Annotated in this window: 14 protein-coding genes; 3 read left to right on the plus strand and 11 right to left on the minus strand. The window is 64.5% G+C overall.

The window, feature by feature from the left end; genetic code table 11:
• Positions 1-2 precede the first annotated feature (2 nt).
• The 11 genes from HZB49_RS01690 to HZB49_RS01740 form a co-directional block, all read right to left on the minus strand.
• Complete coding sequence (locus tag HZB49_RS01690; protein WP_291608729.1) at positions 3-1,601, minus strand: GMC family oxidoreductase; 1,599 nt, start codon at positions 1,599-1,601, stop codon at positions 3-5.
• A gap of 103 nt (positions 1,602-1,704) precedes the next feature.
• Entirely contained in the window at positions 1,705-2,937 is a 1,233-nt protein-coding gene (locus HZB49_RS01695; protein WP_291608731.1) for a cytochrome P450, read from the minus strand.
• Between the two features lie 793 nt (positions 2,938-3,730).
• Positions 3,731-4,585, minus strand: coding sequence for a CoA ester lyase (locus HZB49_RS01700; RefSeq protein ID WP_291608732.1), 855 nt, complete (start codon positions 4,583-4,585; stop codon positions 3,731-3,733).
• A gap of 4 nt (positions 4,586-4,589) precedes the next feature.
• The gene (locus HZB49_RS01705; RefSeq protein WP_291608733.1) at positions 4,590-5,045 is read right to left on the minus strand and encodes a MaoC family dehydratase; all 456 of its coding nucleotides are present in this window, start codon (positions 5,043-5,045) and stop codon (positions 4,590-4,592) included.
• A complete protein-coding gene (locus tag HZB49_RS01710; protein ID WP_291608734.1) occupies positions 5,046-5,822 on the minus strand; it encodes an enoyl-CoA hydratase/isomerase family protein in 777 nt (258 codons plus the stop codon). It abuts the gene before it with no gap.
• Positions 5,819-7,027, minus strand: coding sequence for a CoA transferase (locus HZB49_RS01715; RefSeq protein ID WP_291608735.1), 1,209 nt, complete (start codon positions 7,025-7,027; stop codon positions 5,819-5,821). Before HZB49_RS01715 ends, HZB49_RS01710 begins: the two co-directional genes overlap by 4 nt.
• A gap of 26 nt (positions 7,028-7,053) precedes the next feature.
• Positions 7,054-7,767, minus strand: coding sequence for an ABC transporter ATP-binding protein (locus tag HZB49_RS01720; protein ID WP_291608736.1), 714 nt, complete (start codon positions 7,765-7,767; stop codon positions 7,054-7,056).
• Positions 7,764-8,522 carry an ABC transporter ATP-binding protein gene (locus HZB49_RS01725; protein WP_291608737.1) on the minus strand — a complete coding sequence of 253 codons (759 nt, stop codon included), beginning with the start codon at positions 8,520-8,522 and terminating at the stop codon, positions 7,764-7,766. The genes HZB49_RS01720 and HZB49_RS01725 overlap by 4 nt, the downstream gene beginning before the upstream one ends.
• 2 nt (positions 8,523-8,524) lie before the next feature.
• A complete protein-coding gene (locus HZB49_RS01730; protein WP_291608738.1) occupies positions 8,525-9,544 on the minus strand; it encodes a branched-chain amino acid ABC transporter permease in 1,020 nt (339 codons plus the stop codon).
• Positions 9,541-10,443, minus strand: a complete 903-nt coding sequence (locus HZB49_RS01735) for a branched-chain amino acid ABC transporter permease (protein ID WP_291608739.1) — start codon at positions 10,441-10,443, stop codon at positions 9,541-9,543. Before HZB49_RS01735 ends, HZB49_RS01730 begins: the two co-directional genes overlap by 4 nt.
• Positions 10,444-10,543: 100 nt before the next feature.
• Positions 10,544-11,803 carry an ABC transporter substrate-binding protein gene (locus tag HZB49_RS01740; RefSeq protein ID WP_291608740.1) on the minus strand — a complete coding sequence of 420 codons (1,260 nt, stop codon included), beginning with the start codon at positions 11,801-11,803 and terminating at the stop codon, positions 10,544-10,546.
• Between the two features lie 173 nt (positions 11,804-11,976).
• On the opposite strand from HZB49_RS01740, the gene HZB49_RS01745 reads away from it, so the two are divergent.
• Genes HZB49_RS01745 through HZB49_RS01755 form a run of 3 tightly spaced genes read left to right on the plus strand, consistent with a single transcriptional unit; the run spans position 11,977 to position 14,875 of the window.
• Positions 11,977-13,473: an AMP-binding protein gene (locus HZB49_RS01745; RefSeq protein WP_291608741.1), complete on the plus strand. Its 1,497-nt coding sequence runs from the start codon at positions 11,977-11,979 to the stop codon at positions 13,471-13,473.
• On the plus strand, positions 13,470-14,111 hold the full coding sequence (locus HZB49_RS01750) for a TetR/AcrR family transcriptional regulator (protein ID WP_291608742.1): 642 nt from the start codon (positions 13,470-13,472) through the stop codon (positions 14,109-14,111). Before HZB49_RS01745 ends, HZB49_RS01750 begins: the two co-directional genes overlap by 4 nt.
• A complete protein-coding gene (locus tag HZB49_RS01755) occupies positions 14,108-14,875 on the plus strand; it encodes an SDR family NAD(P)-dependent oxidoreductase (RefSeq protein WP_291608743.1) in 768 nt (255 codons plus the stop codon). The genes HZB49_RS01750 and HZB49_RS01755 overlap by 4 nt, the downstream gene beginning before the upstream one ends.

Here is a 14,875-nt window from a genome sequence, read left to right on the forward strand (position 1 = left end):
CCTCAGTCAAAGAGATTGGCGAGACGCTGCTTCATCTGGTCGGCGATGTAGAGCGCGATGGCCTGGATGGTGGAGGTCGGGTTGACGCCGCCGGAGGTGACGAACACGCTGCCGTCGACGATGAAGAGGTTCTTCACGTCGTGGGAGCGGCCCCATTCGTTGACCACGGAGCGACCGGGATCGGTGCCCATCCGCGCGGTGCCGAGCAGATGCCAGCCGCCCCACGGGATCGGGTCGTTGGTGCAGATGTCGGTCGCGCCGGCAGCTTCGAGAATCTCCCGGCCGCGCGCCAGTCCGTGATCCATCATCTTGCGGCTGTTCTCGCTGATCGTGTAGTCGATCCTCGGCGCGGGAATGCCGTGCCCATCCTTCAGCACGGGATCGAGCGTGACGCGGTTATGCTCCTCGGGCAGATCCTCGCAGATCGCCGACACCGCGAGGCGATGGCCATTGAGCTTGCGGAAAACGCGGTGGTGGTCCGCGCCCCACGGCAGAATACCCTTCTGTTCGCTAGCGACGGCTTCGAACACGGGCCCGGCGCCGCGGCCGAACTGGATGCCGTAGCCGCGGACGAAGCCGCGCGACAGATCGGTGTCATAAAACTCCTTGCTCCACAGGCAGGTCGGCGGCGCGCGGTTGGAGTCGGTCACCTCCTTCACGAAGCCGTAGACTTGCGCATAGGGATGGAACATCAGGTTCTTGCCGACCAGTCCGGATGAATTGGCCAGCCCATTCGGGAAGCGGCCGGAAACCGAGTTCAGCAGCAGCCGCGGCGTGCCGACGCCGTTGCAGGCGATGATGACCACCTCGGCCGGCTGGAACTGCTCGACGCCATCCTTGTCGTAGTAGACGACGCCGGAGGCCATGCCGTGCTCGTTGGTAAGGATCTCGCGCACGCGGCAATGTGTCTTGAGCTCGACACCGGCGCGGATCGCGTGCGGCCAATAGGTGATGTCGGTCGAGGCCTTGGCGCCCTGCGCGCAGGCCGGCGTGCAATGGCCGAGATTGATGCAGCGCGCCCTGCCCTCATAGTCCATCGTCGCGACCGTGGTGTCCGAGGGCCACCAGTGCCAGCCGAGCTTGTTCATGGCCTTGCCGATCAAAGGCCCCGAGAGCCCGAGCGGTTGTGGCGGCATCGGCGGATGCGTCAGCGGCGAACGCGGATCGCCTGACAGCCCCGATACGCCCATCATGCGGTCGTTCTCTTCGAAGAACGGGGTCAGCGTGTCGTAGTCGATCGGCCAGTCGTCGGCGACGCCGTCCAGTGTCTTCACCTTGAAATCGGAGGGATGCAGCCGCGGCCAGTGCGCGGTGTACATGACCGTCGAGCCGCCCACGGCGTTGAAGTTCACGACCTTGATCGGCGAATTATCGTCGTTGATCGGATAGTCCTCGGGCCGGCCGCGAATGTTCGGGCTCGTCGCCCAGTCGCCGTAGAACTTCGCTTCCCAGTCGCGCCCGGTGCTGGGATATTCCGCCGGATTCATCCAGCCGCCCTGGTCGAGGCAGAGGATGTGCATCTTGGTGTCGGCCAGGCTCCACGCCACGGCGGCGCCCGAGGCACCGGCGCCGATGATGAGGACGTCAACGGGGTCGTTCATTCCAGTTCCTTCCGTCGTTCCGGGATGGTCCGAAAGACCAGACCCGGAACCTCGAGATTCCGGGTTCGATGCTGCGCATCGCCCCGGAATGACAATTTCTTGCTCAGTTCACGATTCTCACAGGCAACGAGCGTATCCCGCGGATGAAGTTCGAATAGAGCCGCTGCGCCGGGCCCATGATCTCGAAACGGAGATCGCGTTGCAGGATTTCTTCCCACAAGATTCGAATCTGCTGCTCGGCGAGGCGGTCGCCGACGCAGCGATGGATGCCGGCGCCGAAGGAGAGATGTTGGCGCGGCTTGACGCGGTCGACGATGAACTCGTCGGCGCGCTCGATCTTGTCCTCGTCGCGATTGCCGGAAATGTACCACATCACGACCTTGTCGCCCTTGGCGATCCTGCGGCCGCACAGCTCGACGTCGCGGCGCGCGGTGCGGCGCATGTGCAGCACCGGCGTCTGCCAGCGGATGATTTCGGAAACGAGGCTCGGAATCAGTTCGCGCTGCGCCCGCACTTTCTCGAACTCACCCGGATTCTCCATCAGCGCCATCAGCCCGCCGGTCATGGAATTGCGCGTGGTATCGTTGCCGCCGACGATCAACAGGCCGATCGTGCCGATGAATTCACGGGCGTCGAGATTTCTGGTTGCCTCCGAATGGGCCAGCATCGAGACGAGATCGAAGGTCGGTGGCGCATCGATCCGCGCATTCCACAATTTGCGGAAATACTCGCCCATCTTGATCATCTCGGCGGTACGCTCCGCCTCGGAATGCACGACCGCATCGGGTGAAGCCACATTGGCGATCGCGACATCCGACCACCAGGTCAGTTTGGCGCGATCCTCCCAGGGGAAATCGAACAGCGTCGCCAGCATCATGTTGGTGAGGTCGGTCGATATCCGCTCGACCCAGTCGAATGTTTCGTTGCGCGGCAGCGCGTCGAGCACGGCGCAGGTACGCTTGCGGATGAGCGCCTCCAGATTGACCAGATTGGACGGCGCCACGATCGGCGCGACGGTGCGGCGCTGTGCGGTGTGACCGGGCGGGTCCATGCGGATGAAATTCGGACGCTCCTGCCCCTTGGGCTGGTCGGCGACCTGGATGCCGCCGAGCTCGGAGGCTGAAGAATATGTCTCGTGGTCGAGTTCGACGGCAAAGATGTCGTCGTAGCGCGTCACCGACCAGTACGGCCCGAACGGTGAGGTTTCGCAGTAATGCACGGGGTCTTCGCGGCGCAACCGGGCAAACAACGGCCGCCAGGTGTCGTCCTGATAGAGATGCGGGTCGCTCACGTCGATCGACGCAAGGCTGCGCTGCAATGCCTCTGCCCGGGCCATCGTCCCGCTCCCTCAGCCCGTCGCCGCTTGGCGGGCGATCAGCTCGGACACGACGATAGGGCGAGATGCCGCCGCGAGTAAAGCGGATGGAAATCGGTTCCGCCATGCGGGAAATGCTGTGGATTTGCGTTGAGGCGCTGGCAATGACGGAGCCACACCCTCTCGTTCCCGCGGCATGATTTGCCCGGGGTCTTGCATCTCGTTGGCCCTCTTTCCTTGAAGAGGGCGCAGGGAAAGCCGGGCGCTGGCTGCGCCCGCATTACCGTGTGCGAAGAGTGCTACAGAAGATGCACACGGGTTTGACAGGTACAGCCGAGACAACCCGGCTTTCCCCGCGCAACGGCTTTACGGCTTATACGTACTCTCCCCGGTGAGCGGCGTTTGTTGTCACCGTTGCGGCACCCGCACAGGCAGGGCCGATAGACGCCACGGTCGCGGCGCCAGGACCATACGACTTCGCCGTACGCTGCCAACGTTTCGTCCGGCGAGATGAACCCACCTGACGCCGCAGCGTCCATCGCAACCCGCGCCAACGTTCGTGACGACCGCGAAGCGTCCCCTCATAGTGGCGCGGGCTGGGAGAGCGAATACCGTAAATCGGAATTCTTGTAAAGCGAAATATTTCGATACAGGGGCTTGACAGGAACCCCGCTGATTTGCCCGTCGTGTCGGATTGGCAACACTGAGCGTCGCCCCGGCGAAGGCCGGGGCCCATGACCACGAATGCTCGGAGTTATAACGAGCGAAGCTCCAGCTCGCTTCAACAATCATCATCGCGCTGTCGGTAGACCATTTACCGCCCGCGCTGCGCCAGAATCTTCTCCGCCGCGCGCAGATGCGGCTTGTCCAGCATCTTGCCGTCCATCTTGACGACCCCGGAGGGATTGCCGGCAAAGGCGGCGACTACCCGCTCCGACCAGGCGATCTCCTCCTCCGTCGGCATGAAGGCGGCGTTGACGACGTCGACGTGTTTCGGGTGGATCACGGCTTTCGCGAGGAATCCATCGTGCCGCGCGGCGATCGACTCGGCCCTCAACGCCTCGAGGTCGTTGATGTCGGCGGCGATGGTGTCGATGGGCACCACGCCGGCGGCCGCGGCTGCGATCAGGCAGAGATCGCGCGCCAGCACGAACGGCGAGTTGAAGCGGCCGTCGGTGCGGTTGCGCGAGGCGCCGAGCGATGCCGCAAGGTCTTCCGCGCCCCACATCATGCCCCACAGCCGCGGGCTCATGTTCTCGAAATCCATCAGCTTCAGCACGGCGCGCGCGGTCTCGGTCGCAACCGTCACGATCCGCGTGGTGCCCTGCTCGATGCCGGAGGCCGCCTCGAAGGCGTCGAGATAGAGCGCGAGCGTGTTGACGTCGGCAGCCCCTGCGCATTTCGGCAGCACGATGCCGTCGGGCCGGCCCGGCATCACGGCGGCGAGATCGCCGAGCGTCATGCCGGTATCGAGCGCGTTGACGCGGATATACATCTTCTGCGCGGGATTGCGGCTATCCAGCATCTGGCGGGTGATGGCGCGCGCGGCGACCTTGCCCTCCGGCGCGATGGAATCCTCGAGGTCGAGGATCAGGGCATCGGCCGCGGTCTTCTTCGCGCTTTCATATTTCCGGACGCTGTCGCCGGGAACAAACAACATGGAACGCATCGCATCACGCCTTCGGCTTGCCGAGCATCAACCCGGTGCGGCGGCAACTTGCCACCACCTCGCCGCGCTGATTGGTCGCGGTGTGCTCGAACTCGACCAGCCCCTGCCCCGGCCGCGACTTGCTCTCGCGCTTGGAGATGATTTTCGTGTGCGACCGCAGGGTGTCGCCATGGAACACGGGTTTCGGGAATTTCACCTCGGTCATGCCGAGATTGCCGACGGTGGTGCCGAGCGTGGTGTCGTAGACGGTCATGCCGATCATGATGCCGAGCGTGTAGAGGCTGTTGAACAGCCGCTGGCCGAACTCGGTCTTCTCGGCGAAATGCGCGTCGAGATGCAGCGGCTGCGGGTTCATAGTCAACAAGCTGAACATGGTGTTGTCCATCTCGGTGACAGTGCGGGAGAATTCGTGGTGGAATTCCTGCCCGACGACGAAATCCTCGAAATAAAGCCCTGCCATCTAGCGCCCCTTGTAGCTCGGCGTCCGCTTCTCGACGAACGCATTCAATCCTTCTTGACAATCTTCCGTGGTCGCGACCAGCGCGAAACTTTCGGCGGCGTTCTCGACCGAGCGGCGGAAATCGGCATCGACTGCGCGCATGAAGGCGTCGCGGCCGATCTTCATCACGATCGGCGATTTGGCGGCGAGCCGCCGCGCGATCTCGCGGGCGCGGTCGAGCGCGGTGCCCTTCGGCACGATTTCGCTGATCAGGCCCATGCGGAAGGCGGTGGCGGCATCGAAGGGATCGCCGAGGAACAGCAGGCCGAAAGCCTGGTGCTTGCCGACCAGCCGCGGCAGCTGCACGAAATGGATAGCCGGGATCAGGCCGACGTCGATCTCGGGATAGCCGAAGGTCGAGGCATCGCCGGCAACGATCATGTCGCAGGAGATCGCAATCGTCATGCCGCCCGCGCGCACCGCGCCGTCGATCGCCGCGATGGTCGGCTTGCCCATGCGGTATTGGGTGTCGTTGAGCGCAAAATACAGCCGCTCCAGGAATTTCTTGGTCTCGATGCCCGGCTTACCCCTGACGATGTCGAGGTCGAGTCCAGCACAAAAAACCTTGTGGGCGCTGGCGACAATCACGGCGCGCACCGCCTCGTCGTCGCGCGCCCGGGCGAGCGCCGCGAGCAGCGCGTCGATCAGCGGCATGCTCAGCGCGTTGACGGGAGCGCGGTCGAGCATGATTTCGGCGACGCCAGCCGCCGCCGAATAGCGAACCAGATCAGCACTCATGCCTGCCCTCCCTTGGCCTGACGCACTGCGCCCGACTTGACGAGATCGTCAACGGCGCCCCGATCGAAGCCTGCTTCCAATAGCACGTCGACACTGTCCTGCCCGATATCGGGTGCGGGCCGCAAGCTGTCCTCGGAGAGGCTTGCTATTCCCGGTGTGCGCGGCGAATAGACGAGACCGACGCCCGGCGTATTCTGGCAGACCGCGGCCTTCGTCGCCTCGACATGGGGGCTGTTCAGCCAGTCGCCGGGCGTGTGGATGCGTTCGGCGATGATGTCGGCGGCATGCAGCCGCGTCATCCAGGCTTCGCTGGGCTGGGTGCGGAAGATTTCCCGCAATTGCGGGATCAGCGCATCGGCTGAATCCGCCCGCCGCGCAAAATCGGCGAAGCGCGGATCGTCAGCGAGATCCTCGCGGCCGATGGCGGCGCAAAGGCGCTTGTATTGCGGCTCGTTGACCAGCGTCACCATCATCCAGCCGTCGCTGGACTGATAGGTGCCGGCAGGCACGTTGAGCGCCCGCGGTGCGCCACCCTCCAGCACATGCTCAGCGGCCTTGTGACCCAGCAGGGCTGCGGTGGATTGCGCGAGGTTCACATCGATCCACCGTCCCGTGCCGGTCGCCGCACGCGCGAACAGTGTGGTGGCGATGGCCTGAAAGGCGTAGACGCCGGTGACGACGTCGGAGACCGTGGTGCCGACGCGGTGCGGCAGGCCGTCATTGCCGGGATTGACCGAGACGAGGCCGGAAAAGGCCTGTGCCACGGAATCCGAGCCCGGCCGTTTCGAATAGGGTCCGCTCTGCCCGAAGGCGCTGATCGAGAGATAGATCAGCCCGGGATTTTCCCGTGCCAGTTCCTCGTAGCCGAGCCCGAGGCGGGCGGCGACGCCGGGGCGAAAGCCCTCGATCAGCACATCGCTTTCCCCTGCCAGCCTCCTGGCGATGGCGATGCCGTCCCTGTGCTTCATGTCGAGGCACAGGCTGCGCTTGCCGCGGTTATAGACGGCGGACAGCGTGGTGTGGTTGCCATAAGTGGTGCCGAGGAAGCGCGACCAGTCGCCCTCGGGCGGCTCGACCTTGATGACATCGGCGCCGTAGACGCCGAGCAGCATGGCGCAATAGGGCGAGGCGATGCCCTGCCCGAAATCGAGCACGCGCAAGCCCCGGTACGGCGCCTCGTGGGTCGGCGACAGTTTGCCGGCCATGGTTCCTCCCTTGTGACTGAAGGACCCTACAGCGCAAGATAGCGCTGCCGGATGTTGTCGTTGGCCTTCAGCTCTTCGATGGAGGATGTGTAGACGATCTGGCCCTTGTCGATAACCGTCGCGTGGCTCGCAAGGCCAAGGCAAAAATGCATGTTCTGCTCGGCGATCAGCACCGTGGCGCCGGTGCCGCGGAGCTGGCGGAGCAGTTCCCCGATCCGCTGCACGATGATCGGCGCCAGCCCCTCGCTGGGCTCGTCCAGAAGCAGCAAGGCCGGATTGCCCATAAGCGTGCGGGCGATCGCCAGCATCTGCTGCTCGCCGCCCGAGAGCCGTCCGGCGATCCGCTGCCGCAGCGGCTCCAGCAGCGGGAAGACGTCATAGATGCGCCGGATCGGCCAATCGTCCTCTCCGTTCGGGCCCTTCTTCTGGCCGATCACCAGATTGTCCTCGACCGTATGCTCCGGGAAAATCTGGCGGTCCTCCGGCACGAAGCCGAGCCCGGCACGGGCGATGTGATGCGGCTTCATGCCCGAAACGACCTGCCCATGCAGCAGCACCCGGCCGCGCCGCGCCGGCGCCAGCCCCATGATCGCCTTCATGGTGGTCGACTTGCCGGCGCCGTTGCGTCCGAGCAGCGCCATGGTCTCGCCCTGGCGCACGGACAGGCCGACACCGAACAGGATCTGGCTGGTGCCATAATAGACGTCGAGATCCTCGACCTTTACGACCGCCTCGCTCATGCGTGCGCTCCGGCATGATGGTCGGTGCCGAGATAGGCGTCGATGACGTCCTGGTTGCGGCGGATCGCCTCCGGCGTCCCCCTGGCAAGGATGCGGCCGTAGCAGAGCACGACGATCTCGGGCGCGATCTTGAACACGATATCCATGTCGTGCTCGATGAAGACGACGGTGATCTTCTGCCGCTCCCAGAGCTCGCGCACCTTGTCGATCATGCGCCAGCGCTCCTCGGTACCCATGCCCGCGGTGGGTTCATCGAGGAGCAGCACCTTCGGATCGAGCACCAGCGCCAGCGCAATATCGAGCAGCTTCTGGTCGCCATGCGAGAGCGTCGCCGCAGTGCGCCGGCGCTTGTTGGCGAGGCCCAGCAACTCCATCGCATTCTCGGCGCGGTCGCGCGTCTCGGCGAGCGGGAAGCGCCGGTGCAGCACGCCGGCACGGCGCTGGTCGGCGCCGACGGCGGCGAGCATGGTTTCCTCGACGGTCAGCGAGGGAAAGATGCTGGCGACCTGGAACGCGCGGCCGATGCCGTGACGGACGATTTCCGGCGGCGTCCGGCCGGCGAGATCGACGCCGTCGAGCAGAACCTGCCCCCTGTCCGGCCTGAACGCACCGGTGATGAGGTTGAAGAACGTGCTCTTGCCCGCACCGTTCGGACCGATCACGGCGGTGAGCGAGCCGTCGGCGAAATCGAGCGAGACATTGTCGGTCGCCTTCACGCCGCCAAAGGATTTCGAGAGCCCGCGGATCTCAAGCATGGTCAGCCGCGCTCCTTTGCTGCGTCACGCCGCTGCACGTACCATTCCCAGGCAAAATCCATCAGGCCCTTGCGCAAGCCGATGGCAAAGAACAGGATCACGATGCCGAGCACGATGCCGTGATATTCGGTCAGCCGCGTTACGGTGTCGTTGAGGATCAACAGCAGTACGGTGCCCACCATCGGCCCGAGGAACGTCGTCACGCCGCCCAGCATGTTGATGAAGATGCCTTCGCCCGAGATGGTCCAGTAGGCGAATTCCGGATAGGCGCCGGAGACGAACAGCGCCATGATCATGCCGCCGACGGAGGCAAACAGCGCCGCCAGTACGAAGATGGTGAGTTTTGCCCGGTACACGTCGATACCGACAAAGCTCGCACGCGTGGCATTGTCGCGGATCATGCGCAAGGTATAGCCGAACGGCGACTGCGCTATCTGGCGCATCAGAAGCAGCCCGAGCACCAGCAGCGCGCAGCTGAAGACGTAGAGATGCAGATGGTTGGAAAGATCGATGCCGAGGAAGGGCGGCCGCGGGATGCCGCCGCGCAGCCCCTGGTCGCCGCCGGTGAACGACACCCAGGACAGGATCGTGGAGTGGATCAGCATCTGGAAGGCGAGCGTAACGAAGGCGAAATAGATTTCCTTCAGGCGCACGCAGATCGCCCCGATCACGGCTGCGAACACCAGAACGATCAGCAGCGTCGAGACGAAAGCGACGGGAACGGAAACGCCGGCCTTCTGCATCATCAGCCCAAAGCCGTAGGCGCCGAGTCCGAAGAACATGCCATGGCCGAAGGACGTCAGGCCGGTATAGCCGACCAGCAGATTGAGCGAGGTCGCAAACAGACCATAGGCGGCACAACGGATCACGAAGTCGAGCAGGAACTTGCTGCCGGTAAATGCCGGCAGCAGCGCCAGGATGACGAAAGCGGCGAGCGCGATCAGCACGTCGCGATAGCGCGTCGATTTGGTGTCGGCGCGAACGTCGAGGGCAGTGCCCTGCCCGGCCTGAAGCTCGCTCATGCCACTTCCTTGCCGAACAGGCCCGAGGGCCGCGACACCAGCACGATCACCATGAACAGATACATCAAGCCTTCCGTGAACAGCGGAAAGCCGAGCGAACCGAAGGAGCGGATCAGCCCGATCAGGAGCGCGCCGACCAGCGCGCCCAGGATCGAGCCCATGCCGCCGATCACGGTGACGATGAAGGATTCGATCAGCACGGAGAATCCCATGCCCGGCGTCAGCGAGCGCACGGGCGCGGCCAATGCCCCGGCAAGCCCCGCAAGCCCGCCGCCGAGCGCGAACACGCCGCCATAGATCAGGCCGGTGTTGATGCCGAGCGCGGAAACCATGCCGGGATTATGCGCGGCCGCACGGATCACCTTGCCGATCCGCGTGCGCGCCAGGCCAAGCCCGAGCACGAGCGCCGCAGCCAGCGCCACGCCGATCAGCAGCAGATAATACGGCGGCACCACGCCCCCGGCGATGAACAGCGGCACCACCTGAAAGGCGGCCGGCATGCCCATCGACTTGAATTCCGGACCCCAGATCATGCGCACGACGTCGTCGAAGATCAGCACGAAGGCGTAGCAGACCAGCAGCTGCATCAGCACGTCGCGGCCATAGACGCGGCTCATGAAGCCGCGCTCGAAGACGAGGCCGATGATCGCGGTGCCGATCGCGCCGGCCAGCATCGCCAGCGCGAAGCTGCCGGTCGCCTGGTAGGCCGTCATCGCGAAATAGGCGCCGAACATGTAGAAGGCGCCATGGCTGAAATTGACCACCTTCAGCACACCGAAGATCAGCGTCAACCCGACGGCGACGAGGAACAGCAGCATGCCGATGATGAGTCCGCTGGTGGTCTGCGTCACCAGACAGGCGGAAGTGACGAGACAGCCGGTGAGCGCGTCGAGATCCAAGGGAGATGTCCAATGAGACGGGCTGCCAGCGCGGGCCCGCAGGAAAACCATGCACGAGAAAGCAGAGGCGGCGCGCGCCACCCCTGCTCTTGTTCACCGGTCAGGTGTAGCCCTTGCTCTTCTTCCACTCGGCTTCGAGTTCGAGAATGGTCTTCCAATCGCCGGGCTTGACCTCCGGCACATAGGGCTCCTGCGGGATCGTGGTGCCCCAGCCGATGGCGTAGCCGACCAGCGTATTGTCCTCGGCGCGCATCGTCACGGTGCCGTCGGCGCCGAACGGCGACTTGATCTTGAGACCCTTGAGGGCCTCCGCGATCTTCTTGCCGTCGGCCGAATTTGCCTTCTTCGAAGCTTCCGCCAGCAGCATGATCGCGGTGGCGTTCTCCCACGACCAGTTGGTGGGATACTCGTTGTACTTGGCCTTGTAGGCGTCGCCCCAGGCCGCGTTCTCCGCCGTCGCCGGATAGGTCTTGATGTAGCGGTTGCCGGAATGGATGCCCTTGGGCAGATTCTTCACCACGGTCAGCGCGGTGTAGTCGGCCATGTTGACCGCGAACACCTCCATCTGGCTGAACAGCGCATAGATGTTGGCCTGGTCGATATAGGAGGTGAGATCGCCGCCCCACAGGCAGGTGTAGAGCGCCTGCGGCTTGGCCTGCAGAATCTTCGTCACCACCTCGGTGTAGTCGGGCTGGAACAGCTTCGGCCAGGACTCGCTGATGATCTCGATGTCGGGCGCAAAGCGCTTCAGATAGGTCGTGTACTCGCCGGTGGTGTCGCGGCCATAGGCGTAATCGGGCGCGCAGGTTGCCCACTTCTTCAGGCCCTTGGCCTTGGCGATCGCCGCCGCATAGCTGCCGCCGGCGATGGAATCGTGCACGCCCTGCCGCGCGGTGCGGAACGCATTCGGGATGTGCTGCTTGGGATCGGCGGTCAGCGAAGAGGTTTCCGAATTGGTGTGAATGCAGAGCACGCCGAGATCGCGCGCCACTTCATGCACGGCAAAGGCGCCGGAGGAGGCTTCCGCGTCGATCAGGATCTCGCAGCCGTCGGTGTTGACGAGCTCGCGTGCGACGCGCGCGGCTTCCTGCGGCTGGCCCTTGGAGTCGCGGACCACCATCTCGATCTGCCGCCCGGCAAAACCGCCTGCAGCGTTGACCTTTTCCACTTCGATCATCACGCCGTTGCGCGAGGAGGTGCCGAGCTGCGCAACGCGGCCGGACAGAATGGTCGGCATGCCGATCTTGATGGTCTTGGCCTGGGCATGTGCGACCCATGGGGTCGCCAGGCTTGCTGCGCCGGCGCCCATCAGCGCGAGAGTCGTGCGGCGGCTGATGCCCGGTTTGCGGGTTCTCGTCATTTTCCACTCCCTGATCGGGTTTCGTTTGCCAAAATCCCTTGTCGGAGATCGTATTGTCTCCGTGCCTGGAAGAATTTCAGAGCCTGGGGGGTGACGTCAAGCCAAAGATGAATTACGAGTCATAATTCATCGGGGAAGGAAGCGAAGCCGGAAAACCGGCTTTTCGAGCGGCAATGATCAACCTGTCGAGCTTCATCGCGTTCCATGCGAAGCGGACTCCGCACCGCTGTGCGCTGAAATACCGCGGCGAAGAAATTACCTACGCGACCTTCGATGAGCGCATCGGCAAGACGTCCGGCTGGCTCGCCGCGCGCGGGATCGGCCGCGGCGACGTCGTCGCCGTGCTGATGAAGAACAGCGCCGCTTTCCTCGAGCTGGTGTTTGCGGCAAGCCATGTCGGCGCGGTGTTCCTGCCGATCAATTATCGGCTCTCGGCGGATGAAGTCGGCTACATCGTCGGCAATGCCGGCGCGCGCCTGCTGGTTGCGGATGAAGAACTCGCCTCAATTACCTCAGGCAACGCGCCGGTGGTGCTGCTGGACGATGCCGCGCAAGCCAGCATCGTGAATCTCGCGCCGGAAACCGCACCTGCACCGATGCAGCCCGTGCAGCCCGGCGACCTGATGCGGCTGATGTACACCTCGGGCACGACGGATCGCCCGAAGGGCGTGATGCTCACTTACGAGAACCTCTACTGGAAGTCCGCCGACCAGACCATCGCGCTCGGACTCAATGCCGACACGCGATTGCTCGTCGTCGGTCCGCTCTATCATGTCGGCGCGCTCGACCTGCCCGGCATCTCCGTGCTCTGGCACGGCGGCATGCTGTCGGTACTTCGCAATTTCGAGCCCGAGGCGGCGCTTGCAGCAATCGAGAAAGACAAGCTCAACGCGGCCTGGCTTGCGCCGGTGATGACCACGGCGATCCTCACCTGCCCGACCCGCAACGCTTACGACGTCTCCAGCCTGAGATGGGCTATCGGCGGCGGCGAGAAGACGCCGGAGGTTCGCATCCGCGCCTTCTCGGAGTTCTTCAGGAACGCACGCTACATCGACGCCTATGGCCTTACCGAAAGCGTCGGCGGCGACACGTTCATGGAGCCGGGCCGCGAGATCGAGAAGATCGGCTCGACCGGCCGGGCGATTGCCCATGTCGAGATCGAGATCCGCGACGATGCGGGCAACAGGCTCGCGCCCGGCGAGAACGGCGAGATCTGCCTGCGCGGGCCGAAGATCACCAAAGGCTATTGGAAGGATCCGCAAAAGACCGCATCGGCCTTCTTCGGCGACTGGTTCCGCACCGGCGACGTCGGCTATCTCGACAGGGATGGCTTCCTGTATCTCACCGACCGCAAGAAGGACATGATCATCTCCGGCGGAGAGAACATCGCCTCTTCCGAGGTCGAGCGCGTGATCTACGAGCTGCCGCAGGTGCGTGAGGTCGCCGTGATAGGCCTGCCCGACGAGCGCTGGGGCGAGAAGCCGGTCGCCATCGTCGTGCTCGCCGAAGGCGCGGAGCTTGCGATGCCCGACCTGACCGACCACTGCCGCGCCCGGCTCGCCGGCTTCAAGGTGCCGAAACAGCTCATCCTGCGCGACAGCCTGCCGCGCAACCCTTCAGGAAAAGTGTTGAAGCGCATCCTGCGCGCCGAGCTCGAGACATCCGCATGACCCAAGCCGCATCCGCCAAGGTGACGAAACTTAACCGGGTCGAACGCAACGCCTGGACCAAGCAGAAGATCTTCGAGGCCGCCACGAGAGTGGTCGGCCAATACGGCTATGCGGAGGCCTCCGTCGCCCGCATCACCGAGCAGGCCGGCGTAGCGCAAGGCACCTTCTACAATCACTTCGTCAACCGCCAGGAGCTGCTCGACCAGCTGCTGCCGAAGATCGGCATCGACATGGTGCGCTTCATCCGCGACCGCACCGGCACGGGACACGCCGCGCGGCAGGAGATCGAGCGCTTTGCCGCCTTCTTCAACTTCATCCGCGAGGTCCCGGAATTCCTGCGCATCCTCAACGAAGCCGAGTTCTTCGCGCCCGCCGGCTATCAGAAGCATCTCGACAACGTGGCGAGCGCCTACGTCCGCATCCTGCAGCGCGCCCGCGAGGCCGGCACCATCGTCGACTACAGCGACGAGGAATTCGAAGCTGTCGTGCACATGCTGATGGGCGCTCGCGGCTATCTCAGCCTGCGCTATTCCTATGCCGAGGATGGCGGCGTCGTCGACGTGCCCGGTCACGTAAAGTCGGCCTACGAAAAACTGATCACGCGCGGGCTGATCAAGCCGGAGGGCAAGCGGAAATGAGCGAAGGCATCGTCCTCGTCACCGGCGGCAGCCGCGGCATCGGTGCCGCCACCGCGACCCTGCTGGCCGGACAAGGCAAGACCGTCGTGATCGTCGACATCGCACCCGAGCCGATTGCGGGCGGCGCGATCCTGTGGCCCGCGCCGTTCGACGTCGCCAGCGAAGGCGGCGTGGCGGCGGGCGTTGCCGACATCGAGAAGGCGCACGGGCCGATTTCAGGCCTCGTCAACGCCGCCGGCATTTTCGGAAAGATGCACAGCCTCGAAAAGGTACGGATGGAGCAATGGGACCGCGAGGTCAACATCGACCTGCGCGGCACCTTCATGGTGGCGCGCAGCGTCGGCGTCCGCATGGCGCAGCGCCGCTTTGGCGCCATCGTCAATGTCGCATCCGTCGCCGGCATGACCTCCGGCCCGATCCACGCCTATACCGCGGCCAAGGCCGGCGTCATCCAGGTCACGCAAACGCTGGCCGCGGAATGGGGCCGCGTCGGCGTGCGCGTCAACGCCGTCTCCCCCGGCTTCACGCGCACCGCAGCGCTCGAAGCCGGCATCGCCTCGGGCGCGATGAACAAGCCGCTGATGGAGCGCTATGCCGCGATGGGCCGGATGGTCGAGCCGGTCGAGGTGGCGCAGGCCATCGCGTGGCTGCTCTCGCCCATGAGCAGCGCCGTCACCGGGATTAACTTGCCGGTCGACGCCGGTTTTCTCGCAGGCTCGACCTGGGGCGCCTATGGCGGGCTGCCGCAGCCGCCAGCCAGTTGA

Source organism: Bradyrhizobium sp., from assembly GCF_016219575.1.
In the GTDB taxonomy this organism is placed as follows: Bacteria; Pseudomonadota; Alphaproteobacteria; order Rhizobiales; family Xanthobacteraceae; genus Bradyrhizobium.

Coding starts and splice junctions, on each gene's coding strand:
- HZB49_RS01710 (WP_291608734.1), bottom strand. CDS start 5,822: ATGAGTGCTGATCTGGTTCGCTATTCGGCGGCGGCTGGCGTCGCCGAA.
- HZB49_RS01725 (WP_291608737.1), bottom strand. CDS start 8,522: ATGCTTGAGATCCGCGGGCTCTCGAAATCCTTTGGCGGCGTGAAGGCG.
- HZB49_RS01740 (WP_291608740.1), bottom strand. CDS start 11,803: ATGACGAGAACCCGCAAACCGGGCATCAGCCGCCGCACGACTCTCGCG.
- HZB49_RS01690 (WP_291608729.1), bottom strand. CDS start 1,601: ATGAACGACCCCGTTGACGTCCTCATCATCGGCGCCGGTGCCTCGGGC.
- HZB49_RS01720 (WP_291608736.1), bottom strand. CDS start 7,767: ATGAGCGAGGCGGTCGTAAAGGTCGAGGATCTCGACGTCTATTATGGC.
- HZB49_RS01745 (WP_291608741.1), top strand. CDS start 11,977: ATGATCAACCTGTCGAGCTTCATCGCGTTCCATGCGAAGCGGACTCCG.
- HZB49_RS01750 (WP_291608742.1), top strand. CDS start 13,470: ATGACCCAAGCCGCATCCGCCAAGGTGACGAAACTTAACCGGGTCGAA.
- HZB49_RS01730 (WP_291608738.1), bottom strand. CDS start 9,544: ATGAGCGAGCTTCAGGCCGGGCAGGGCACTGCCCTCGACGTTCGCGCC.
- HZB49_RS01700 (WP_291608732.1), bottom strand. CDS start 4,585: ATGCGTTCCATGTTGTTTGTTCCCGGCGACAGCGTCCGGAAATATGAA.
- HZB49_RS01705 (WP_291608733.1), bottom strand. CDS start 5,045: ATGGCAGGGCTTTATTTCGAGGATTTCGTCGTCGGGCAGGAATTCCAC.
- HZB49_RS01715 (WP_291608735.1), bottom strand. CDS start 7,027: ATGGCCGGCAAACTGTCGCCGACCCACGAGGCGCCGTACCGGGGCTTG.
- HZB49_RS01755 (WP_291608743.1), top strand. CDS start 14,108: ATGAGCGAAGGCATCGTCCTCGTCACCGGCGGCAGCCGCGGCATCGGT.
- HZB49_RS01695 (WP_291608731.1), bottom strand. CDS start 2,937: ATGGCCCGGGCAGAGGCATTGCAGCGCAGCCTTGCGTCGATCGACGTG.